The organism is Streptomonospora nanhaiensis, assembly GCF_026642255.1.
In the GTDB taxonomy this organism is placed as follows: domain Bacteria; phylum Actinomycetota; class Actinomycetes; order Streptosporangiales; family Streptosporangiaceae; genus Nocardiopsis; species Nocardiopsis tropica.
In genome coordinates this window covers 1,900,638-1,920,735 of the sequence record NZ_CP113264.1, presented here as the reverse complement: position 1 = coordinate 1,920,735, position 20,098 = coordinate 1,900,638, and the positions used below count along the sequence as shown (strand labels likewise).

Sequence of the window (20,098 nt, the reverse complement as noted above, 5' to 3'; positions counted from 1 at the left end):
ACAGCGTTCGGGCCGGCTCCCCGGCCCTTGAACCCCCACCCGGCGCAGTCCCTTGCTCCCGCTGAACCCCGCACGGCCCGGGACAAGGGGAGAAAGGTGTAACCCAACGTGTCTGCATCCCCTGGCGGCCGCAGGCGCCGCACAGCGGTCCTCGCCGCCCTCACCCTCGGGGCCCTCGTCATGCCCGCCGCGGTGGCGCACGCCGAACCGACCTCCGAGGAGGTCCGCGAGGAGATCGAGCGCCTCGAAGAGGAGTTCATCGAGCTCAACGCGACCTACAACGAGGCCCAGGAGACCCACGAGGCCGCAGAGGAGAAGCTCGAGGAGGTCCTGGCGGAGATCGAGGCCGCCGAGGAGAACGTGGAGGAGCTGGGCCTGGACGTGCGCAAGCTCGCCGGAGCCGCCTACTCCAGCCCCGACTTCACCTCCTTCAACGAGCTGGTCACCTCGACCGGGCCCGAGAACGCCCTGGCCCACCAGGCGGACCTGACCTACCTCGCCGGCCAGAACGACGGGCAGCTGGCGCGGTACGCCGAGGAGCTCGCGAACCTGGAGACCCTGGAGGCCTCCGCGGCCGAGACCGAGGAGGAGGCGGCCCAAGCCCTCCAGGAGGCCGAGGACGCCACCGAGGAGGCCGAGGAGGCCATCGCGGAGCAGGAGGAACTGCTCTCCCAGCTGACCGCCGAGGAGCAGGAGGCGGCGACCGAGAACGTCGGCGGGTCCGGCGGAGGGGGCAGCGGCAGCACCGGCGGCGGTGGCAGCTACACCGGCCCCGCCTCGGGCAACGCCAGGACCGCCCTGGACTTCGCCTACTCCAAGATCGGTATGCCCTACGTCTGGGGCGGCACCGGCCCCGACGGGTACGACTGCTCCGGCCTGACCCAGGCCGCCTGGGGCGCCGCGGGCGTGAGCCTGCCGCGCACCACCTACTCCCAGGTGAACGCGGGCCAGCGGGTTTCCTGGGAGAACAAGCAGCCCGGCGACCTGCTGTTCTTCTACCCGGGCGGCAGCGGCCCGGAGCACGTGGGCATGTACGCGGGCGACAACGTGATGGTGCACGCGTCCACCTCGACCAAGCCCATCGGCACGGTGACCCTGAACGACTACTACCGCTCCGAATTCGTGACCGCCGTGCGCCCGTAGCGACGGCAGGCGTCCCGGGTCCCGCGGCAGGTCGGCGGGGCCCAGCGGTGGCCGCGACGTCCTGGTTCCCAGGGGGTCGCGGCCACCGCGTCTTCCGTGCAGGGCCGGATCCCTGTCCCCTCTCATCTCGGGGACACCCCCTATCCCGTCACCTGTACGGCGTAGATCACCCCAGGTCGGTCCGCCGCACCCGGGACGGCCCCCGCACCACCGCCCCCGAGGGAGGCGGCCCGGCGCCCGCCGGCCCCGGTTCGGCGCGAACGCCGGGTTCTCCCCGGGCGACCGCGCGGGACGCCCTAGACTCGCTCCCGTGTCGCGCACCCTGATCATCACCAACGACTTCCCGCCGCGCTCCGGCGGCATCGAGTCCTTCGTCCACGAGCTGGCCCTGCGCCGGCCCGAGGGCTCCGTGGTCGTCTACTGCTCCTCCCCCTCCCCCGGCGACGCCGCCGCGGACCCGCACTTCGACCTGCGCCAGCCCTTCCCCGTCGTCCGCGACGCGGCGGGCGTACTGCTCCCCTCGCCCCGGGTGGCCGCGCGGGCGCGCGCCATCGCCGCGCTGGAGGACTGCGACTCGGTGCTCTACGGGGCCGCCGCGCCCCTGGGCCTGCTCGCGGGCGGCCTGCGCGGCCGGGTCCGCCGCCAGGTGGCCCTCACCCACGGGCACGAGACCGGCTGGTCGGTGGTCCCCGGCGCGAGCACGGCTCTGCGCCGGATCGGAGACACCACCGACACCGTGACCTACCTGGGCGACTACACCCGCAGGAGGCTCTCCCGGGCCCTGTCCCCGGCCGCCGCCGACCGGATGCGCCGCCTGGCCCCGGGGGTGGACGTCGAGCGGTTCCGCCCCGGGGCGGGGGGCGGGGAGGTCCGCGCGCGCCACGGCCTGGGCGGGCGCCCCGTCGTGGTGTGCGTGTCGCGCCTGGTGCCCCGCAAGGGCCAGGACACCCTGATCCGCGCCTGGCCCCGCGTCCTGGCGGACGTGCCCGACGCGGCCCTGCTCGTCGTCGGCGACGGCCCCTACGGCCCCCGGCTGCGCTCCGCGGCGGCGGGGATGGACTCGGTGGTCTTCACCGGCCCCGTCCCCGCCGCGGAGCTCCCCGCCCACCACGACGCGGGCGACGTGTTCGCCATGCCGTGCCGCACCCGCCGGGGCGGCCTGGACGTGGAGGGGCTGGGGATGGTCTACCTGGAGGCCTCCGCCACCGGGCTGCCGGTGGTGGCCGGCGACTCCGGCGGCGCACCCGACGCCGTCCTGGAGGGCGAGACGGGCCGGGTGGTGGACGGCTCCCGGCCCGGGCCCGTGGCCCGGGCCCTCATCGGACTCCTGAAGGACCCCGACCGCGCCGCCCAGATGGGCGCACGCGGCCGGGAGTGGGTGGCCCGGACGTGGACCTGGGAACGCACGGCCGAGCGCCTGGAGGCGCTGCTGACGGCTCCGGGGCGTGCGGGCGGCTGAACCGGGCGGCGCCCCCTGCCCGCTACAGGCCCTCGCCGTGCACGCTGCCCGGGGTGCCCGAGCCGTCGGTCACCTGGGGCTCACCGGTCTCGCTGTGCTTCAACCACTCCTTCCAGGAGCGCTGCCAGAAGCCCCACCCGTTGTCCCACTCCAGTTCGCGTCCGGTGCCGGTGGTCTCCAGGATGTCGCCCATCAGCGCCTGGTCGTGGAACCACCGGGCGTCCCGCACCGACATGTTGGTGCAGCCGTTGGAGGTGTTCGCGTGGCCGATACCGCCGTTCCACGGCGCCGCGTGGGTGAACTCGCCGCTGTCGGAGGTACGCACGGCCCAGTCCACGTCGAGCCGGTAGTGGCCGGGCGAGCCCTCGGGGATGCCGACCGTCGCGGAGTCCATCACGAGCTCGGCGTACTTCTCCATGGTGACGTGCGTGCCGGAGGTGGTGGTGTTGAAGCGCTCATGGCCCTTGCCGTTGCTCACCGGGATCGTGCGCACGAGCTCGCCGTCGATCTCCACCTCGAGCTCGTGGTCGGGGACGTGCATCGTGGCGACGAGCTCCCGGCCGACCTCGAAGTCGATACGGTCGTCCTCCGTCCCGTAGACGCCCTCGGACGCCTCCACCCCGGCCAGCCTCAGGTCGACGGAGACCTTCTGACGGGGTTCCCAGTACTCCCGGGGCCGGAACACCGCCGTCTCGTCGTCGACCCAGTTCCACGCGCCCTCGACCGGGTGTTCGGAGGTCACCTCGATGGAGTTCTCCACCTGGACCTTGTTCTCCACCGGCACGTCGAAGCCGACGACGACGGGCATGCCGACGCCCACGGTCTGGCCGCTCTGCGGGTGGTTGGAGACGAGCCCGAGGCGTGAGTCCCCGTCGACGCCCTCGGTGTGGAACTCCGCGACGACCTCGGTCTCCTCGCCGCCGGCGTCCTCCGCCGTGGCGTAGACGCTCACCGACGCGCCGGGGGTGAGGTTCCGGTCGCTCTTCCACCGGGTGCCGTCCCCGCTCAGGGTTCCCGGGAACTCCTGCCCCTCCGCCCCGGCCTCCCCCGCCCCGCCGGCCTCCGCGATCGCGTCCGCGGCGACCTGCTCCACGCGGACGTCCGTGATGGTCCCGCCGGAGGCCTCCACGCGCACCGGCGTGTTGGGCGCCACGGGGGCAGCGCCCGTCCCGGGGGTGACGGTGATCCCGGGACCGGGCGCCTCCTCCCCGCCGGGACCTCCCGGGTCCCCGCCCGCGGTGGTGCAGGCCGTCGCCACGAGGACGACCGCGGCGACCGCGGCCACGAGGCGGCGGACCGCCGATCGGAAGACTCGTCCCTTCACGCCAAGGACCTCCAGCGTCGGTTGCGACGTGGCCCCGGTGCGCGGGACGGCGCCTCGCACGCCGCCGGTCCCGGACACGCCGCGCACCGGACACGAGGCCCCGCGTCACGGCAGGGTCACCGAAAACACGACCCCGGCGGCCGGTCGGCCTCGCGGTGCGAGGCCTTCCGGCCACCGGGGTGGTGACAGTCGCATACTACCCGGAGTGCGCATTTGGGCACGGTATGTGCCCGATGCTCGGGGCGGCGCGTCCTAGTGCTGGAACTCCTTGCGGTAGTACTCGAAGATCCAGCCGATCGAGGTGAGGATGATCGCGAAGGCGCCCGTGATCACCATCCACCAGCCGATGGCCACGCCCACCGCGGTGAACGCGACGGCCATCGCGACGAACATCGGCCACCAGCTGTGCGGGCTGAAGAACCCGTACTCCCCGGCGTTCTCGGCGATCTCGCCGTCCAGCCGCTCCTCCGCGGGGAGCCCGTGGAAGCGCTCGCTGCGGCGGGCCGCCTGCCAGAGCCAGAAGCCGATCATCCAGCCGAAGCCGATGGAGACCACCAGGGCGGTGGTGCCCGTCCACTCGATGGCGCCGGTGTCCTGGTAGGACCAGTACACGTACAGGGCGGCAGCAAGACCGAAGAAGGTCGAGATGCCCATGAACAGATAGGCCTGCGTCTTCATGGCGAGATCCCTAGTTCCTCTCGGGGTCCGTGCCCGCCGGGACCGCGGCGTGCGGGTGGTTCAGGTCGAACGCAGGACGCTCCGAACGGATGCGCGGCAGCGACGTGAAGTTGTGCCGCGGCGGCGGGCAGGAGGTGGCCCACTCCAGCGAGCAGCCGTACCCCCACGGGTCGTCCACGGTGACCAGCGGCGCCCTCTTCGCGGTGATGTACATGTTCCAGAAGAAGATGAGCGTCGAGGCCCCCAGCACGAACGACGACACCGAGGAGATCTGGTTCAGCTCGGTGAAGCCGTCTCCGGGCAGGTAGTCGGCGTAGCGGCGCGGGAAGCCCATGGCCCCGAGCCAGTGCTGCACCAGGAACGTGCCGTGGAAGCCGAAGAACAGCAGCCAGAAGTGGAACTTGCCCAGCTTCTCGTTGAGCATCCTGCCGGTGAACTTGGGCCACCAGAAGTAGAAGCCCGCGAACATCGCGAACACCACGGTGCCGAAGACCACGTAGTGGAAGTGGGCCACCACGAAGTAGGAGTCGGTGACGTGGAAGTCGATCGGCGGGGAGGCCAGGAGCACGCCGGTCAGTCCGCCGAAGAGGAAGGTGACCAGGAAGCCGATCGTGAACAGCATCGGCGTCTCGAAGGACAGCTGCCCACGCCACATCGTGCCGATCCAGTTGAAGAACTTCACGCCGGTCGGGACCGCGATGAGGAACGTCATGAAGGAGAAGAACGGCAGCAGGACCGCGCCCGTGGGGAACATGTGGTGCGCCCACACGGTGACGGACAGGCCCGCGATGGCGATGGTGGCGGCCACCAGGCTCTTGTAGCCGAAGATCGGCTTGCGGCTGAACACCGGCAGGATCTCCGTCGCGATGCCGAAGAACGGCAGGGCGATGATGTACACCTCGGGGTGCCCGAAGAACCAGAACAGGTGCTGCCACAGGATGGCGCCGCCGTGCTCGGCGTTGAAGACGTGTGTGCCGATCATGCGGTCGGCGCCCAGGGCGATCAGGGCGGCGGTCAGGACCGGGAACGCGATGAGCACCAGGACGCTGGTGAGCAGCGTGTTCCAGGTGAAGATCGGCATGCGGAACATCGTCATGCCGGGGGCGCGCATGCACAGGCCGGTGGTGATGAAGTTGACCGCGCCGAGGATGGTGCCCAGACCGGAGACGGCCAGGCCCAGGATCCACAGGTCGCCGCCCAGGCCCGGCGAGCGGACCGCGTCGGACAGCGGCGTGTACGCGAACCAGCCGAAGCTGGCCGCGCCGCCCGGGGTGAGGAACCCGCCCACGGCGATGAGGCTGCCGAACAGGTACAGGTAGTACCCGAACAGGTTGATCCGGGGGAAGGCGACGTCGGGGGCGCCGATCTGCAGCGGCATGAGGATGTTGGAGAACCCGACGAAGAGCGGGGTCGCGAACATCAGCAGCATGATCGTGCCGTGCATCGTGAACAGCTGGTTGAACTGCTCGTTGGACATGACCTGCATGCCCGGTGAGAACAGCTCGGCGCGCATGAGGAGCGCCAGGACTCCGCCGAAGAGGAAGAACGCGAACGAGGTGATCAGGTACATGTACCCGATGACCTTGTGGTCGGTCGACGTCAGCCAGTTGACGATGATCGAGCCCGCGCTCGACGGCGCCTTGCCGTCGGTGCGAGCCGGTGTTGCCGTCGTGGTCATTTACTCGTTCTCCTCGGCGTCGGCCGCGCCCGCACCGGTGCCCTCGGCATCCGATCCCTCGGCGCCCGAGCCGTCGGCGGAGTCCGCTTCGGAATCCACGGCCTCGGCGGCCTCGTTGTCGGCGGTCACGGCCGCCTGCTCCTGCTCGGCGGCCCAGGCGTCGTACTCGTCCTGGGGAAGGACCTCGACGTTGAAGAGCATGCGGGTGTGGTCGACCCCGCACAGCTCCGCGCAGCGGCCGATGTACTGGCCCGCGCTGTCCTCGGTGAGGCTCGCCTGGAACGCGTTGTCACGTCCGGGGACGACGTCCATCTTGAAGCCGAACTCGGGGATCCAGAACGAGTGGATGACGTCGGGCGAGTGGAGGTCGAAGTGGACGGTCGCGCCCTCGGGAAGCACCAGGGTGGTCTGCGTCGAGGGGTCGGCGGTGCCGTCCGGGTTGGGGATGCCCGTCTCGGAGAAGAGCACCTCGCCGCCGTTCTCCTTGGTGTCGTCGAGGTAGTTGAACTGCCAGGCCCATTGGAAGGCCACGACCTCGATGTTCACGTCGGCCGGCTCGTCGGTGTCCAGGATGATCGCCTGGTCCCGCGCGGTGAAGAAGAAGAGCACGGAGATGACGACGATCGGCAGGACGGTGTAGAGCGCTTCGATGGGCATGTTGTACCGCACCTGCGGCGGCAACTGCTCAGAGCGCTTGCGGTGGAAGATGACTGACCAGATGATCAGCCCCCACACGAGAATGCCGACCGCGAAAGCCGCCACCCAGGAGCCCTGCCAGAGCGAGAGAACACGCTCGGCTTGGTCGGTGATCGGCTCCGGCATGCCCAAACGAGTGAGATCGTTCGACGCGCAGCCGGTCGCGGCCAGCCCCAGCACGGCGAGCGCGGCGCCGCGTGGTGCCCATCGGCGCGGATTGGGGCGCCGATTTTCTTGGCGGGTCGGACTCACGGATTGCCTTCCCAGCGGTGAAGCCCGTGGATCCTCCACGGGCGGCCTAAGTGTCCAAAGCTTGTCAAGGGGAAACATTATCGCGAACCGCCCGGCGTGCCGTTCATGGGCTTACCTGGTCAGCGTGTTGCCAGACGCCCCTGCGCGGAACGCGCGGCGGTACGTGGAGCCGGGCCCGTTCGCCCGCGGAGGATACCCTCCCGGCTGGCTACGGAGCGCGGCCCGGCGTCCCCCCGGGCCCTCCTCCCCGCGGGCGACCCCGCCGCTCGTGGGCGGCGGTTCCGGAAGCTTCGCGAGGAAAGACCAAGGCGAGCGTATCGCTGGGTTTACGACGCCCTTAACCGGGTTCGCCTTACGGGGCCGGGCGGGTCAAGATGGTGGGGACAGGACGACGACGCGCAGGGGGTGTTCCGTGCCCGGGTATCCGCCGCAGGCCCCGCTGGTCACGGTCGAGGCGGTGGGCCGCAAGTGCCCCGTCCCGATCATCATGCTGGCCGCCAGACTGGGAGAAGTGCCCATCGGGTCGGTCATCGCGGTCACCGCGGACGACCCGGCCGCGCGGGCCGACATCCCCGCGTGGTGCCGCATGAAGATGCACGAGTTCCTCGCGGAGGAGCCCCTGGGTCGGGGTAGCGCGTTTCACATCCGCCGGATGTACTGAACCGGCTCCGGCGCACGTCCCGCCATCCCGTTGCGATAACGATTCGCCGCCCGGTGTTTCCCGGGAGCGGCGCGGGAGGGCGCCCGCACACGACGAGGCCGCGCGGACGGGGTCCGCGCGGCCTCTCCGGTCCCCGGTGCGTCCCTGGGGACGCGCGCAGGGCGCGGGGTTCGCGACTAGCGGGCGTAGAACTCGACGACGAGCTGCTCGTCGAAGGGCACCGGGATCTGCTCGCGCTTGGGGCGGTCGATGACCGCGATGCGCAGGTCCTTGTGGCTCACCGCGAGGAAGCCGGCGATCTTGTCGTCCGCGTGGACGCCCTCGGCGGCCTCGACGAACGGCACCATGTTGCGGGACTTCTCCCGAACCTCGATGATCTGGCCCGGCTTGACCTGGTACGACGGGATGTCGACCTTCTTGCCGTCCACGGTGACGTGGCCGTGGTTGATGAACTGGCGGGCGGCGTAGATCGACGCGGCCAGACCGGCGCGCAGCACGACCGTGGCCAGACGCATCTCCAGCTCGGCGAGCATCTCCTCACCGGTGCGGCCGGAGCGCTTCTTCGCGTTCTCGTAGATCCTGACCAGCTGCTTCTCGGTCAGGTCGTAGTACCAGCGCACCTTCTGCTTCTCCGCCTGACGGACGGCGAAGTCGCTGCTGTTGCGGCGGACACGGCGACCGTGCTCACCGGGCGGGTACGGACGCTTCTCGAAGTAGCTGACCGCCTTACGGGTCAGCGGGGTGCCGGCGCGCCGGGACAACCGCACCTTCGGTCCGGTGTAGCGCATGCAATGTCCTTTCAGGGTGAATCAGGGAATCCCAGGTAAGGCTTGCCTAGATCTGGGAGGCGCTCACGGCGCCCGAGCCCCGACCGCGTGCCGTGGCACGGGGGTCCGGGGTGGGTTCCCCACCGTCGCGGCGACCCTGCGCGGACGGCTTGGGCTAGGTAACCGGTACGCGTTTCAGCGCACCGGCGGGCACGGGGCTCCCCGTGCGGGCGGCCGGGGCGCCCTGGGGCGCACGGCCGACCGTTCGGGGCGCGGCCCGGTCCGGGATCGGATCGGGTCGTGCGGGTCGCGACTATCTACTCTACGGGTTCCCGGGCACCGCCCCGACCCGCGCGGGCGGGGGACGGCGCCCGGGACCCCCGGTCAGACGAACGGCCGGACCTCGGCGGCGGCCGCGGCGCCGTACGACTTCTCCACGCGCTCCAGCAGGGAGGCGCCGGTCATGGTGTACTCCTGCGGACCGTCCGCCTCCAGGCAGTGCACGGCGGTGGCGTTGCCGACCTGGGCGGCCCGCTCCAGGGACAGACCCCAGGAGTGGGCGGCCAGGAAGCCCGCGCGGAAGGCGTCCCCCATGCCGGTGGGGTCGACGAGGTTGTCGACCGAGGCCGCGGGGACGTGCAGGGCCGGCTCGCCCTCCCGGTCGATGCGGGCGCCCTTGGCCCCGAGGGTGGTGACGCGGGTGCCGACCCGGCTCAGGACGTCCGCGTCGGACCAGCCGGTCTTCTGCTCCGCGAGGGCCTTCTCGTACTCGTTGCCGAACAGGAAGGTCGCCCCCTCGATGAGGGTGCGGACCTCGGGGCCCTCCATCCGGGCCAGCTGCTGGGAGGGGTCCGCCGCGAAGGGGATGCCGCGCGTGCGGCACTCCTCGCTGTGGCGGACCATGGCGAGCGGGTCGTCGGCGCCGATGAGGACGAGGTCGAGCCCGCCGACCCGCTCCGCGACCGCCTGGAGCTCGATGTTGCGCGCCTCGGCCATGGCGCCCGCGTAGAACGAGGCGATCTGGTTCTGGTCGCGGTCCGTGGTGCAGATGAAGCGGGCGGTGTGCCGCAGCTCGGAGATGTACACGGCGGACGTGTCCACCCCGTGGCGGTCCAGCCAGGCGCGGTAGTCCTCGAAGTCGGCCCCCGCCGCGCCGACGAGGACGGGGGCGAGGCCGAAGCCGCCCATGCCGAAGCAGATGTTGGCCGCGACGCCTCCGCGACGGACGTCCAGCTCGTCGATCAGGAAGGAGAGTGACAACTGCTGGATCTGGTCGGGGATGATCTGTTCCGCGAACCGGCCCTCGAAGGACATGAGGTGGTCGGTGGCGATGGATCCGGCAACCGCGATACGCACGGGACGAAGGCTCCTTGGGTGGGAGGCGTCCGGTCGGGGCGACCGGACGGGTGCGGGCAGGCCGAGGACGTGCCCGTTTCGGACCGACCCAGGGTACCGAGTGCCGCTCCCGGCCGGGGTTCCGTCATCGGGATTCCCCGCGCGGGGCTGCGGAAACGACGAGGGGGAGGACGGATGTCCGCCCTCCCCCGGTGCCCCGCCGCCCGCCGCGGCCGGCGGCGGGGGCGTACCCCCTAGTTGAAGGAGTCGCCGCAGGCGCAGGAACCCGTGGCGTTGGGGTTGTCGATCGTGAACCCCTGCTTCTCGATGGTGTCCACGAAGTCGATCGTGGCGCCGACGAGGTAGGGGGAGCTCATCCGGTCGGTGACGACCTCGACGCCGCCGAAGTCGGTGACCACGTCCCCGTCCAGGTCGCGCTCGTCGAAGTAGAGCTGGTAACGCAGCCCCGAGCAACCACCGGGCTGGACGGCCACACGGAGACGGAGGTCGTCCCGGCCCTCCTGCTCCAGAAGCGCCCTGACCTTGCCGGACGCCTCGTCGGTGAGGTTGATCCCCTCGGTGACCTCGCTCTGAACCGTCATGTTGTAAAGCTCCTCTGAAAAGGGGTTGCGGCTGCCTGGCGACCCCTGGTCGCTTGGGGGACCGGCCCGCCGCGGCGGGTCCTGTCCTCTTCAACGGGTCCCAACGCCCGGGGCCGGTCCGGCATTCCGCCGTGCCGCCGCTGTGTTCTCCCTGCCACCGTTCCCCAGTGCCCCCTGGCGTGGGGGAGGTTCCGGCGAAGCACGGGTGTGCTCGTCCTCCCAGGGTAATTTGTCCGGCCCCGGGACGCCATCTCCCGGCGCGGTCCGTGCCGCCGGGAGATGGCGTCCCGGGTCACAGTCCCGGCGCGCCGTAGACCGGGAACCAGCGCGAGCGGTCCCGCTCCAGGGGCAGGTCGTCGCCGACGGCGGCCTCGAGCTGGAGTTCGAGGGCGTTGTCCCTGTGCCGGCCGTCGCCGGTGGGAGCGAAGGGGTAGAAGGTCCCGCGCTTGTACAGGTACACGAGGCCCAGGGAGCGCGTCCCGTCCGTGAACCCGACGAGGGAGCACAGGAGCGAGGGTCCGTACCCGTTGGCCTCCAGGGTGGAGTTGACGGCGTGCAGGTCGGTGACCAGGCCGGTGATGTCGGGGTCGGCGACCTCCCCCTCCGCTCCCGCCGGGTCGTGCGAGCGGACGACCAGCCACGTGTAGCCGTAGTCGTCGGTGACCTGGTCGACCGGCGGCCCGTCGCCGGCGTCGAGCAGCGCGGTGATGTCGCGTTCCAGGTCGGCGAAGGCCGCGCCCTCGGTGGCGCGGAAGGCGACGGACCCCGCGCCGGTGGGCCGGAACCCGGCCGCGGCCCGCAGGGTGACGGCCGCCGAGGGCAGGCCGAAGAGGGCGTCGAGGTCGGGTGCGGTCGGCTTGGAGCGGCCCAGCAGGGCCCGCCAGAAACTCATCGTGTGCTCCCTCGTCGGTCGGGTGGCGCCCGCCGCGACCCCGCTCAGCGGCCCTGTCCGAGCTGCCGGGAGATCTCGGAGAGCTGGGACAGGCGCTGGTCGACCGGGGGGTGGGTCGCGACCAGCCGGCTGAAGCTGAACCCCTTGCGGGAGAGCGCGGGGGCGAAGAAGAACGCGTTGAACGGCTCCACCTGGCGCAGGTCGCGGCTCGGGATCCGCGCCATGTCGCCGGTGATCTTGGTGAGGGCGCTCCCCAGCACGGAGGGGCGCCCGGTCAGGTAGGCGGCGGCCCGGTCGGCCGAGAGCTCCCGGTACCGGGACAGCGCCCGGGTGAGCAGGAAGCTGAGCGCCCAGGCGACGGCGCTGACCAGGACGACCAGGAGGGCGACCACCGCGGGCGCCGGCCCGTTGTTGTTGTTGCCGCGGCTCGCCCCGGCGAACATGGCGAAGCGCAGGCCCGCCTGGGTGAGGAAGCCCGCGACGATGCCGAGGAACCCGGCGACGGTCATGACCATGACGTCGCGGTGGGCGATGTGGGACAGCTCGTGGGCGACGACCGCCTCCAGCTCGGGGCCCTCCAGGCGGCGCATGAGGCCGGTCGTCACGCAGATGACCGCGCTCTTCTCGTTGTGGCCGGTGGCGAAGGCGTTGGGGACGTCGGTGTCGGCGACCCCGACCCTGGGCTTGGCCATGTCGGCCATGGCGCACAGCCGGTCGACCACGGCGTGCAGCTCGGGCGCCTGCTGGGGCGTGACCTCCTTGGCCCCCATGGAGAACATGGCGATCTTGTCGGAGGCGAAGTAGCTGAAGAGCGCGAACCCGGCGACGAGGAGGACCACGAGCCACACGTTGAGCCCCACCAGGACCAGTCCGACCACGAAGGCCGCGTACACCAGGGCCAGGAGGCCCATGGTCGTCACCATCCGGGTGGTGAGCCCGCGGTCCGGCCTGAACTTGGAACCAGCCATGCCGCACTCCTCTCCCCCGACTGTCTCGGAGTGTAGTTCGCACAGGTGAGAAAGGGGTCAAAGCGGTGTACAGCGTGTCCCCCACGGTGCGTCCCCCTCTCCGGTCAACGGGGACCCGGGGGTGCCGGGTTCCACCGGGGCGGTCGGGAGCGGGGTGTTCCGTCGCACACCGGCCCCCGCACACGCCGAGGCCGCCGTGACGGTGTCACGGCGGCCTCGGCGAAAACACGCGCGCGCAGGCACCGAGCGCGGTTCCGACCGGCCGTGGCCGGGCCTGTCGGATCCCGCTGCCCCTGTCCGGCGCACACCTGGACGGATGCGGTGTGCGCGGACGGAGAGGACCGGTCCTAGCCGGGGATGAGCCCGTCGTCCTGGAGCATCTGCCGCACCTCTTCCATGCTGGCGTCGGCGTGCGGAAGGATGAACTCGGACGGCTCCAGGGCGTCGGGGGGCAGCGGCCTGCCGTCCTCCCGGACCTTCGCGAGAAGGTCGTGCAGGGCCTGGCGGAACGTCTCCTCGTCACCCGACTCGATCGCCGACTCCAGCGCGGAGTCGAAGGAGTTGAGCAGTTGCAGGTCGGCCTCGGTCAGGTCGACCTGGCCCTCACCCATGATGCGGACGATCACGAGCCCTCCCGGTTCCCGGTGCTGCCGGCGCCGTTCCCGCCCTCGATCTGAGGGGTGGAGCTGCCGCCGCCGAGCTCCATCTTCATGCGCTCCAGCTCGGCCTCGACGCCGGTGGTGCTGGCCATCCGGTCGAGCTCGCTCTGGATGTCGTCCTTGGCGGTGCCGGTGACGTCGTCGAGCGCGCCGGAGGCGAGCAGTTCGTCGACGGCGCCGGCGCGGGCCTGCATCTCGGCGGTCTTGTCCTCGGCACGCTGGACCGCCATGCCGACGTCGCCCATCTCCTCGGAGATGCCGGAGAAGGCCTCGCTGATCTGCGTCTGGGCCTGGGCGGCGGTGTACGTCGCCTTGATGGTCTCCTTGCGCGTGCGGAAGGCGTCCACCTTGGCCTGGAGGCGCTGGGCCGCCAGCGTGAGCTTCTGCTCCTCGCCCTGGAGGTTGGCGTGCTGCTCGCGCAGGCCCTCGATCTGCGTGGCCAGGCCGGAGCGGCGGGTGAGGGCCTCGCGGGCGAGGTCCTCGCGGCCCTGGGTCAGGGCCGCCCGGCCCTGGTTCTCCAGCTTGCCGGACTGCTGCTCCAGCTGCTGGATCTGGAGCTCGACCCGCTTGCGGGAGGTCGCGACGTCCGCCACCCCACGACGGACCTTCTGCAGGAGTTCGAGCTGTTTCTGGTACGAGTAGTCGAGGGTTTCCCTGGGGTCCTCGACCGAGTCCAAGGCCTTGTTGGCCTTGGATTTGAAGATCATCGAAAGTCGCTGAAACACGCTCATCGGCGTGGCCGTCCCCTTCTCGGTGCGTACATCGGCTGTTCCCAGCGGGCGCTTTGCCCAACCCTACGCGGTCTGGCCCGCGGTCGCCATAAAGCTATGACCGGCTACCCTGTGGGTGTGTTCCGACGTCGCTCCGCTTCCGCAGCCACGGATTCGCACTCTTCCGAATCCGCCAGCCCCGAGGCCACTGAGGCCACCCAACCTAAGGGATACACCCCCAAGAAGGGTGTCCCCACCCCAAAGCGCAGGGAATCCGAGACGATCCCCCGCAAGCCGGTGAAGGCCCCCGAGAGCCGTAAGGAGGCCTACCGCGCCTACCGGGACCGTCTCGACCGTCAACGCGGCCAGACCGTCCGGAGTTCCGGCGGCCTCAAGGGCGTGCCCAAGGACGAGGCCCGCTACTACCGCCAGCAGGACCTGGGCGAGGCCCGCGCGTTCGCCCGCGACTACATCGACTCGCGCCGCAGCGCCAGCGAGTTCTTCCTGCCGTTCTCGATCGTCATCATCGCCCTGCTGTTCATCAACAACCCGCTCTTCCAGGTCGGCGTGGCCTACGTGGCCTGGCCGCTGATGATGGTGACGATCATCGCCGAGGGCGTCCTGGTGGGCCGCGCCGTCAAGAAGCGCGCCCTGGAGTACTTCCCCGACGACACCGCCATCCGGGGCATCGGGATGTACGCGGCCATGCGCCAGCTGCAGTTCCGCCGCCTGCGCCTGCCCAAGCCGCGGATCAAGGTCGGCGAGGACCCGACGCCCCGCGGCGCGCGCTGACTCCCCGCGCCTCCCCGCCCCCCGCGCCACGTGAGTAGGGCCGGTGTCCGCACCGGCCCTTCACTCCTCCCCGGCTCGGGAGCGGTCCCAGTCATGCCGTTACATTCCTGACAAATCGGCACGATCCCCCACTAGAGTGCTGCCCATGGACTTTCGGCATCTAGGCAACAGCGGTCTCATGGTCAGCGAGATCGCCTACGGGAACTGGCTCACCCACGGCTCCCAGGTGGAGGAGGACACGGCCGCGGCCTGTGTCCGCGCGGCCCTGGACGCGGGCATCACCACGTTCGACACCGCGGACGTGTACGCCAGGGGCAAGGCCGAGGAGGTGCTCGGCCGGGCGCTGAAGGGCGAGCGCCGGGACGGCCTCGAGATCTTCTCCAAGGTCTACTGGCCCATGGGCGACGGCAGGAACGACCGCGGCCTCTCCCGCAAGCACGTCCTCCGCGGCGCCGAGGACTCCCTGCGCCGCCTCGGGACCGACTACCTGGACCTGTACCAGGCGCACCGGTTCGACTACTCCACCCCCCTGGAGGAGACGATGCGGGCGTTCGAGGACCTGGTCCGCCAGGGCAAGGTCCTCTACATCGGCGTCTCGGAGTGGCGCGCGGACGAGATCGAGCAGGCGCTGAGGATCGCCGACGAGATGGGCTTCGACCGGATCGTCTCCAGCCAGCCGCAGTACAACATGGTGTGGCGGGTCGTGGAGTCCGAGGTCGTCCCGGTCTGCGAGCGCGAGGGCATCGGCCAGATCGTGTGGTCGCCCCTGGCGGGAGGCGTCCTGAGCGGCAAGTACAAGCCGGGCCAGGACCTGCCGGAGGGCTCGCGCGCGACCGATCCCAAGATCAAGCAGGCCATCGCCGACAAGGTCGGCGACCAGGTCCTGCTGGAGCGGGTCCAGCGGCTGGAGCCGCTGGCGGCCGAGGCGGGCCTGACCCTGGCGCAGCTGTCCCTGGCCTGGGTCCTCCAGAACCCGAACGTGTCGTCGGCGATCATCGGCGCCTCACGCCCCGAGCAGGTCGAGGGCAACGTGAAGGCCGCGGGGGTCCGGCTCGACGCGGACCTGCTGGAGCGGATCGACGAGGTCCTCGGCGACAGCGTCCAGCGCGACCCCGCGCTGACGAAGAGCCCCGAGGACGTCCACGGCATCTAGCCCGGCGTCCGGCCCCGGGCCCGTGACCGGGCTGTCGTCCGGTCACTGGCCCGGGCTGTGGACGGGTGCGCCGCACGACCACGTGCCGGGCCCGCCTTCCGGGGCTCCGCCCGTCGCGCCCGCGGGGGCGGCGGGCGCTCCCCCGCCGGAGCGCGTCCGGCGCCCGGGCCGGGGCGCCGGACCCGCCGCGCGCGGCGCGGGCGCCCTACTCGACGGGCTCCAGGGCCATCGCGTAGACCTCCCGGTCGTCCTCCAGGAGGGCGACGCGGCCGACGCCCCCCTCGGCGAGCTCCTGCCAGTTCTCCCCCAGCCAGCTCTCCGCGTCGCCACGCGAGGTGAACGACTCGGACGGCAGGTCCTCCGCCAGAGGGTCGGCGCCGTCGGCCTCGAAGTACCGCCAGGTCCACGCCATGTTCGACCGCCCTTCGTCACGCAGGCCGCGGTGGTGGTCACCGTGATCCTGTGCCGAGCTTAACCAAGGCGCGGTCCGGCATGCTGTTTACTTTTCCGGTGCGTATCCGATTTCAGGGGACGGCGGGTCCCGCGGGCTGGCCCGCACCGCAGTGCACCTGCTCCTCCTGCAACAAGGCCCTGGCCGAACGCCGCCTGCCCGTGCGGGTGACCGTCGACGACCGCTTCCGCGTCCGCGAGGCGGGCGCGGTCGGCCCCGTGCCCCCGGGATACACCGTGTCCGCGACGCCGGACGGCTGCCTGGTCGAGGCCGCCGACGGCGGCAGGCTGCTCTACGCCCGGTCGGGCCCGGGCCCGCTGCCCGGCGGCCCCCCGGTGGAGGCACGGGCGGAGGGGCTCTCCGGCTACTCCTCGGCACGGCCCGAACAGCAGGTGGACATGGTCGTCGTGGACGCCGCGCGGCGCCCGGAGGTCATCGGCGAGCTGCGGCGCTCGGGGGTGATCGGGGTGACCACCGCCGTCGTGGCCGTGGGCGGCGACCACCGGATCCCCTCGCCGCAGGAGTTCGCCCGGCGCGCGCGGCTGTGGGGCGCCCTGGCCCCCGGAGACGGCCAGGTCATGTCGTGCCCGCCGTCCGTGTGGCCGGAGCCGCGCCCGCAGGGGCCGCACCGGACCCTGGTCACCGGCGGCGCCCGCTCGGGGAAGTCGACGGAGGCGGAGCTGCGCCTGCTCGCGGAGCCGAGGGTGCTGTACGCGGCGACCGGGCCGGAGCCGGACCCGTCCGAGGACCCCGAGTGGGCCGACCGGGTGGACAGGCACGTGCGCCGCCGCCCCTGGTGGTGGCGGACCGAGCAGACCGCCGACCTGGCCCCGCTGCTCCGGCGGGCGGGGGGAGCGGTCCTGGTCGACTGCCTCGGCACCTGGCTGACCCGGGTGATGGACGGGGCGGGGCTGTGGGACGAGGCGCCGCCCCCCGACGCCGAGGAGCGGGTGGAGGCGGCGGTCCGGGACCTGCTGGAGGCCTGGCGCGGGACCCGGGCCTACGTCGTGGCCGTCACCAACGAGGCGGGGTCGGGGGTGGTGCCCGCGACCCGTTCCGGGCGGCTCTTCCGCGACCACCTCGGCCGGCTGAACCAGTGTGTGGGAGCAGAGTCCGAGGACGTGGTCCTCGTGACGGCCGGCCGCGTCCTGGAACTGCCTTGACGGGCGGGCCGACGGAGGGCGGTCCCCCCTCCGCGGGCCCGGCCGCGGCCGACGTGCTCGCGGGGGCCCGGATGGCCCTGGGCACGTTCACCGCCTTCCCCGTGCGGGCGGGGCGGGTGGACCGGGCGGCCGCCGGCTGGGCGATGGCGTGGGCGCCCGTGGTCGGCGCGGCCCTGGGCCTCCTCTCCGGCGCGGTCGCGGCGGCCGGCGCCTGGGCCGGCCTGGCCCCCTCCCTGGCGGCGGTGCTCGCCGTGGGCCTGGGCGCGCTCGCGACGCGGGGGCTGCACCTGGACGGGCTGGCCGACCTGGCGGACGGGCTGGGGAGCGGCAGGCCGGCGGAGGGGGCGCTGGAGGTGATGCGGCGGTCCGACATCGGACCGTTCGGCGTGGTGTCGGTCGTGGTGGCGACGGCGGCACAGGCCCTGGCGCTGGGACAGCTGGTGGCGGCCTCGCCCTGGGCCGCCCTGTCCGGGGCCGCCGTCGCGGGCGCGACGGGACGGCTGGCGGCGACGCTGGCGTGCGTCCCCCGGGTGCCGCCGGCGCGGCCCGAGGGCCTGGGGGCCTTCGTGGCGGGGACGGTGCGCGGGCCGCGTGCGGCGGCGGCCGTGGCGTTCGTCGCCGCCCTCTGCCTCACGGGGGCGGTGCAGGCGCCTGCCCTGGCCGCGGCCCACGCCCTCGCGGCGGCGGCGGGCCTGGTCGCCGCCGGGGCGCTGCTGCGCCGGGCGGTGCGGCGCCTCGGCGGGATCACCGGCGACGTCCTGGGCGCCCTGGTGGAGACGGCCTCGACCGCGGCGCTGGTGGCGGCGGCCGCGGCGACCGCGTGGGTGTGAGGCCGGGCACGGTTCCCACCAGGGGGTTCACTGCCGTGCGGTCGCCTCCGGTGGCGGGATGTCGCCATCGTCACATTTTTTCACACGGAGTTTCACGGCCCTCCGGCACGGGCAGGCGCGGGCCCCTGGGAGCGGGCGTGCGACGCCCCCGGTGGGCGACCAGGGGCCCCCTCCCCGCGCGGGCGGGCCGGGGCCGCCCCCGGGAACACCCCCCGCCCCCGGTCGCGCGGAGCGCGGCGTCAGACCCCCTGGGGAGCCGGGGTGCCGCGTCCCCGCCCGGCGCGGGAGGCGACTAGCATCGGGGGTGTGAGCACGTCGTTGGCAGTAAACACGGAGTCCCCCAGTTCGCTCGACGCCGACGCGGTTGTCGTCGGCTACCACTCCGGAGGCGACGCTCCGGAACCCGCGTCGGGCGCGCATGACGTCGACGCCGCCTTCTCGGGCGGCCTCGCCCCGACCCTGTCGCTCCTGGGAGCGAGCGGCGCACCCGAGGAGGTGCACACCATTGCCTCCCTCGGAGCCGTCAGGGCCCCGGTCGTCGTCGCGGTCGGTCTCGGCCCGGCGCCCGCCGAGGGCCCCGTCGACCCCGACGTCCTGTCCCGCGCCGCGGGCGCCGCCCTGCGGTCGCTCGCCTCGCGCCCCGGGGGCACCGGCCGCGTGGTCCTGGCCCTGCCCGCCGGGAGCGCCGCCGAGGCCGGGGCCGTCGCCCTCGGAGCCCAGCTCGGAACCTACGTCTTCGACCGGTACCGCACCGGTGACGAGGCCCGCGAGCAGGCCGAGGGCCGCGCCGCCGGCTCCCTGGTCCTGGCCAGCTCCGCGCCGGGCGCGGACGCGGCCGTCGAGCGCGCCGCGGTCATGGCCGAGGCCGTCAACTTCACGCGCGACCTGGTCAACACCGCCCCGGCCGACCTGGTCCCCGAGGACCTGGCCGCCGCCGCCCAGGAGATCGCCCAGCAGGCCGGCCTCCAGATCGAGGTCCTGGACGAGCGGGCCCTGTCCGAGGGCGGCTACGGCGGCCTGACCGGCGTCGGCCAGGGCTCGTCCAACCCGCCCCGCCTGGTCCGCCTCGCCCACAGCCACCCGGAGGCGACCAGGACCGTCGCCTTCGTCGGCAAGGGCATCACCTTCGACTCGGGCGGCCTCTCCCTCAAGCCCGCGGGCTCGATGGACTGGATGAAGTCCGACATGGCCGGCGCCGCCTCCGTGCTCGCCGCCATGCGCGCCATCTCCACCCTGGGCCTGAAGGTCAACGTCGTCGGCTACCTGGCCGTGGCGGAGAACATGCCCAGCGGCACCGCCCAGCGCCCCTCCGACGTGCTGAGCATCTACGGCGGCAAGACCGTCGAGGTCCTCAACACCGACGCCGAGGGCCGTCTGGTCATGGCGGACGCCCTGGTCCGGGCCCAGGAGGACCAGCCCGACCTGGTCGTGGACATCGCCACGCTGACCGGCGCGCAGCTGGTCGCGCTCGGCACCCGGGTGTTCGCGGTCATGGCCAACGACGACGACGTGCGCGAGGCGGTCGTCGCCGCGGCCGGGGCGGAGGGCGAGGCCTCCTGGCCGATGCCGCTCCCCTACGAGCTGCGGGCGGGGCTCGACTCCGCGGTCGCCGACATCGCGAACGTGGCGGGCGAGCGCTGGGGCGGCATGCTCTCGGCGGGCGTCTTCCTCCAGGAGTTCATCGGCGAGGGCGTCAAGTGGGCGCACCTCGACATCGCGGGCCCGTCCTTCAACCAGGGCGGTCCGCACGGCCACACCCCGAAGGGCGGCACCGGCGCGGGAACCCGCACCCTGGTCCGCATCGCCGAGGAGTACGCCGAGTAGTCACCGTGCGCGGGTCCGGTCCCGGTGAGCCGGGACACCGCCCGCGCGCGGCCACCGCGGT

20 protein-coding genes are annotated in these 20,098 nt (G+C 72.5%); 8 read left to right on the top strand and 12 right to left on the bottom strand.

All coding sequences use genetic code 11. From position 1 onward, the window contains the following. Positions 1-108 precede the first annotated feature (108 nt). The gene (locus OUQ99_RS08470) at positions 109-1,143 is read left to right on the top strand and encodes a C40 family peptidase (protein WP_267948875.1); all 1,035 of its coding nucleotides are present in this window, start codon (positions 109-111) and stop codon (positions 1,141-1,143) included. A gap of 310 nt (positions 1,144-1,453) precedes the next feature. Then, the gene (locus OUQ99_RS08465; protein ID WP_267948874.1) at positions 1,454-2,602 is read left to right on the top strand and encodes a glycosyltransferase family 4 protein; all 1,149 of its coding nucleotides are present in this window, start codon (positions 1,454-1,456) and stop codon (positions 2,600-2,602) included. Positions 2,603-2,624: 22 nt separating this feature from the next. Here the strand turns inward: OUQ99_RS08465 and OUQ99_RS08460 are convergent, their stop codons facing one another. The 4 genes from OUQ99_RS08460 to ctaC all read right to left on the bottom strand — a co-directional run bounded on the left by OUQ99_RS08460 (position 2,625) and on the right by ctaC (position 7,230). After that, on the bottom strand, positions 2,625-3,926 hold the full coding sequence (locus tag OUQ99_RS08460) for a L,D-transpeptidase (RefSeq protein ID WP_267948873.1): 1,302 nt from the start codon (positions 3,924-3,926) through the stop codon (positions 2,625-2,627). 252 nt (positions 3,927-4,178) lie between these two features. Then, positions 4,179-4,604, bottom strand: coding sequence for a cytochrome c oxidase subunit 4 (locus tag OUQ99_RS08455; protein WP_267948872.1), 426 nt, complete (start codon positions 4,602-4,604; stop codon positions 4,179-4,181). A 10-nt stretch (positions 4,605-4,614) separates the two neighbouring features. Next, positions 4,615-6,282 carry an aa3-type cytochrome oxidase subunit I gene (ctaD, locus tag OUQ99_RS08450; RefSeq protein WP_267948871.1) on the bottom strand — a complete coding sequence of 556 codons (1,668 nt, stop codon included), beginning with the start codon at positions 6,280-6,282 and terminating at the stop codon, positions 4,615-4,617. Further along, entirely contained in the window at positions 6,283-7,230 is a 948-nt protein-coding gene (ctaC, locus tag OUQ99_RS08445; RefSeq protein ID WP_431061490.1) for an aa3-type cytochrome oxidase subunit II, read from the bottom strand. It abuts the gene before it with no gap. Between the two features lie 412 nt (positions 7,231-7,642). Between ctaC and OUQ99_RS08440 the strand changes: the two genes are divergently transcribed. Next, positions 7,643-7,891 (top strand): sulfurtransferase TusA family protein, encoded by a 249-nt coding sequence (locus OUQ99_RS08440; RefSeq protein ID WP_267948869.1) that lies wholly within the window; start codon positions 7,643-7,645, stop codon positions 7,889-7,891. 176 nt (positions 7,892-8,067) lie between these two features. Here OUQ99_RS08440 and rpsD read toward each other — a convergent pair whose 3' ends face one another. The 7 genes from rpsD to OUQ99_RS08405 all read right to left on the bottom strand — a co-directional run bounded on the left by rpsD (position 8,068) and on the right by OUQ99_RS08405 (position 13,845). Next, positions 8,068-8,679, bottom strand: a complete 612-nt coding sequence (rpsD, locus tag OUQ99_RS08435; protein WP_267948868.1) for a 30S ribosomal protein S4 — start codon at positions 8,677-8,679, stop codon at positions 8,068-8,070. A gap of 363 nt (positions 8,680-9,042) precedes the next feature. Beyond that, a complete protein-coding gene (locus OUQ99_RS08430; protein ID WP_267948867.1) occupies positions 9,043-10,014 on the bottom strand; it encodes a carbohydrate kinase family protein in 972 nt (323 codons plus the stop codon). A gap of 233 nt (positions 10,015-10,247) precedes the next feature. Next, positions 10,248-10,595 carry a HesB/IscA family protein gene (locus OUQ99_RS08425; RefSeq protein WP_267948866.1) on the bottom strand — a complete coding sequence of 116 codons (348 nt, stop codon included), beginning with the start codon at positions 10,593-10,595 and terminating at the stop codon, positions 10,248-10,250. 292 nt (positions 10,596-10,887) lie between these two features. Then, positions 10,888-11,487 carry a PspA-associated protein PspAB gene (gene pspAB, locus OUQ99_RS08420; RefSeq protein ID WP_267948865.1) on the bottom strand — a complete coding sequence of 200 codons (600 nt, stop codon included), beginning with the start codon at positions 11,485-11,487 and terminating at the stop codon, positions 10,888-10,890. A gap of 44 nt (positions 11,488-11,531) precedes the next feature. Then, a complete protein-coding gene (htpX, locus tag OUQ99_RS08415) occupies positions 11,532-12,455 on the bottom strand; it encodes a zinc metalloprotease HtpX (RefSeq protein ID WP_267948864.1) in 924 nt (307 codons plus the stop codon). A gap of 347 nt (positions 12,456-12,802) precedes the next feature. Then, positions 12,803-13,081 carry a PspA-associated protein PspAA gene (gene pspAA, locus OUQ99_RS08410; protein ID WP_267948863.1) on the bottom strand — a complete coding sequence of 93 codons (279 nt, stop codon included), beginning with the start codon at positions 13,079-13,081 and terminating at the stop codon, positions 12,803-12,805. Then, on the bottom strand, positions 13,078-13,845 hold the full coding sequence (locus OUQ99_RS08405) for a PspA/IM30 family protein (RefSeq protein WP_267948862.1): 768 nt from the start codon (positions 13,843-13,845) through the stop codon (positions 13,078-13,080). The genes pspAA and OUQ99_RS08405 overlap by 4 nt, the downstream gene beginning before the upstream one ends. A gap of 96 nt (positions 13,846-13,941) precedes the next feature. Here OUQ99_RS08405 and OUQ99_RS08400 point away from each other — a divergent pair, with 96 nt between their 5' ends. Both OUQ99_RS08400 and OUQ99_RS08395 read left to right on the top strand, forming a co-directional pair. Beyond that, entirely contained in the window at positions 13,942-14,616 is a 675-nt protein-coding gene (locus OUQ99_RS08400; RefSeq protein ID WP_267948861.1) for a DUF3043 domain-containing protein, read from the top strand. A gap of 145 nt (positions 14,617-14,761) precedes the next feature. After that, positions 14,762-15,769 carry an aldo/keto reductase family protein gene (locus tag OUQ99_RS08395; RefSeq protein WP_267948860.1) on the top strand — a complete coding sequence of 336 codons (1,008 nt, stop codon included), beginning with the start codon at positions 14,762-14,764 and terminating at the stop codon, positions 15,767-15,769. 205 nt (positions 15,770-15,974) lie between these two features. Here the strand turns inward: OUQ99_RS08395 and OUQ99_RS08390 are convergent, their stop codons facing one another. Continuing rightward, a complete protein-coding gene (locus OUQ99_RS08390) occupies positions 15,975-16,181 on the bottom strand; it encodes a hypothetical protein (protein ID WP_267948859.1) in 207 nt (68 codons plus the stop codon). 206 nt (positions 16,182-16,387) lie between these two features. On the opposite strand from OUQ99_RS08390, the gene OUQ99_RS08385 reads away from it, so the two are divergent. The 3 genes from OUQ99_RS08385 to OUQ99_RS08375 all read left to right on the top strand — a co-directional run bounded on the left by OUQ99_RS08385 (position 16,388) and on the right by OUQ99_RS08375 (position 20,037). Then, the gene (locus tag OUQ99_RS08385; protein ID WP_267950302.1) at positions 16,388-17,383 is read left to right on the top strand and encodes a bifunctional adenosylcobinamide kinase/adenosylcobinamide-phosphate guanylyltransferase; all 996 of its coding nucleotides are present in this window, start codon (positions 16,388-16,390) and stop codon (positions 17,381-17,383) included. Between the two features lie 71 nt (positions 17,384-17,454). After that, a complete protein-coding gene (locus OUQ99_RS08380) occupies positions 17,455-18,213 on the top strand; it encodes an adenosylcobinamide-GDP ribazoletransferase (RefSeq protein WP_267950301.1) in 759 nt (252 codons plus the stop codon). A 306-nt stretch (positions 18,214-18,519) separates the two neighbouring features. Beyond that, positions 18,520-20,037, top strand: coding sequence for a leucyl aminopeptidase (locus tag OUQ99_RS08375; protein ID WP_267948858.1), 1,518 nt, complete (start codon positions 18,520-18,522; stop codon positions 20,035-20,037). The last annotated feature ends 61 nt before the right edge of the window (positions 20,038-20,098 follow it).

Bases quoted from the DNA above. Each gene is read 5' to 3' on its own strand.
- rpsD (WP_267948868.1), bottom strand. From the start codon at position 8,679: ATGCGCTACACCGGACCGAAGGTGCGGTTGTCCCGGCGCGCCGGCACC.
- OUQ99_RS08405 (WP_267948862.1), bottom strand. From the start codon at position 13,845: ATGAGCGTGTTTCAGCGACTTTCGATGATCTTCAAATCCAAGGCCAAC.
- OUQ99_RS08425 (WP_267948866.1), bottom strand. From the start codon at position 10,595: ATGACGGTTCAGAGCGAGGTCACCGAGGGGATCAACCTCACCGACGAG.
- htpX (WP_267948864.1), bottom strand. From the start codon at position 12,455: ATGGCTGGTTCCAAGTTCAGGCCGGACCGCGGGCTCACCACCCGGATG.
- ctaD (WP_267948871.1), bottom strand. From the start codon at position 6,282: ATGACCACGACGGCAACACCGGCTCGCACCGACGGCAAGGCGCCGTCG.
- OUQ99_RS08395 (WP_267948860.1), top strand. From the start codon at position 14,762: ATGGACTTTCGGCATCTAGGCAACAGCGGTCTCATGGTCAGCGAGATC.
- OUQ99_RS08455 (WP_267948872.1), bottom strand. From the start codon at position 4,604: ATGAAGACGCAGGCCTATCTGTTCATGGGCATCTCGACCTTCTTCGGT.
- OUQ99_RS08390 (WP_267948859.1), bottom strand. From the start codon at position 16,181: ATGGCGTGGACCTGGCGGTACTTCGAGGCCGACGGCGCCGACCCTCTG.
- OUQ99_RS08380 (WP_267950301.1), top strand. From the start codon at position 17,455: ATGGCCCTGGGCACGTTCACCGCCTTCCCCGTGCGGGCGGGGCGGGTG.
- OUQ99_RS08400 (WP_267948861.1), top strand. From the start codon at position 13,942: ATGACCGGCTACCCTGTGGGTGTGTTCCGACGTCGCTCCGCTTCCGCA.
- pspAB (WP_267948865.1), bottom strand. From the start codon at position 11,487: ATGAGTTTCTGGCGGGCCCTGCTGGGCCGCTCCAAGCCGACCGCACCC.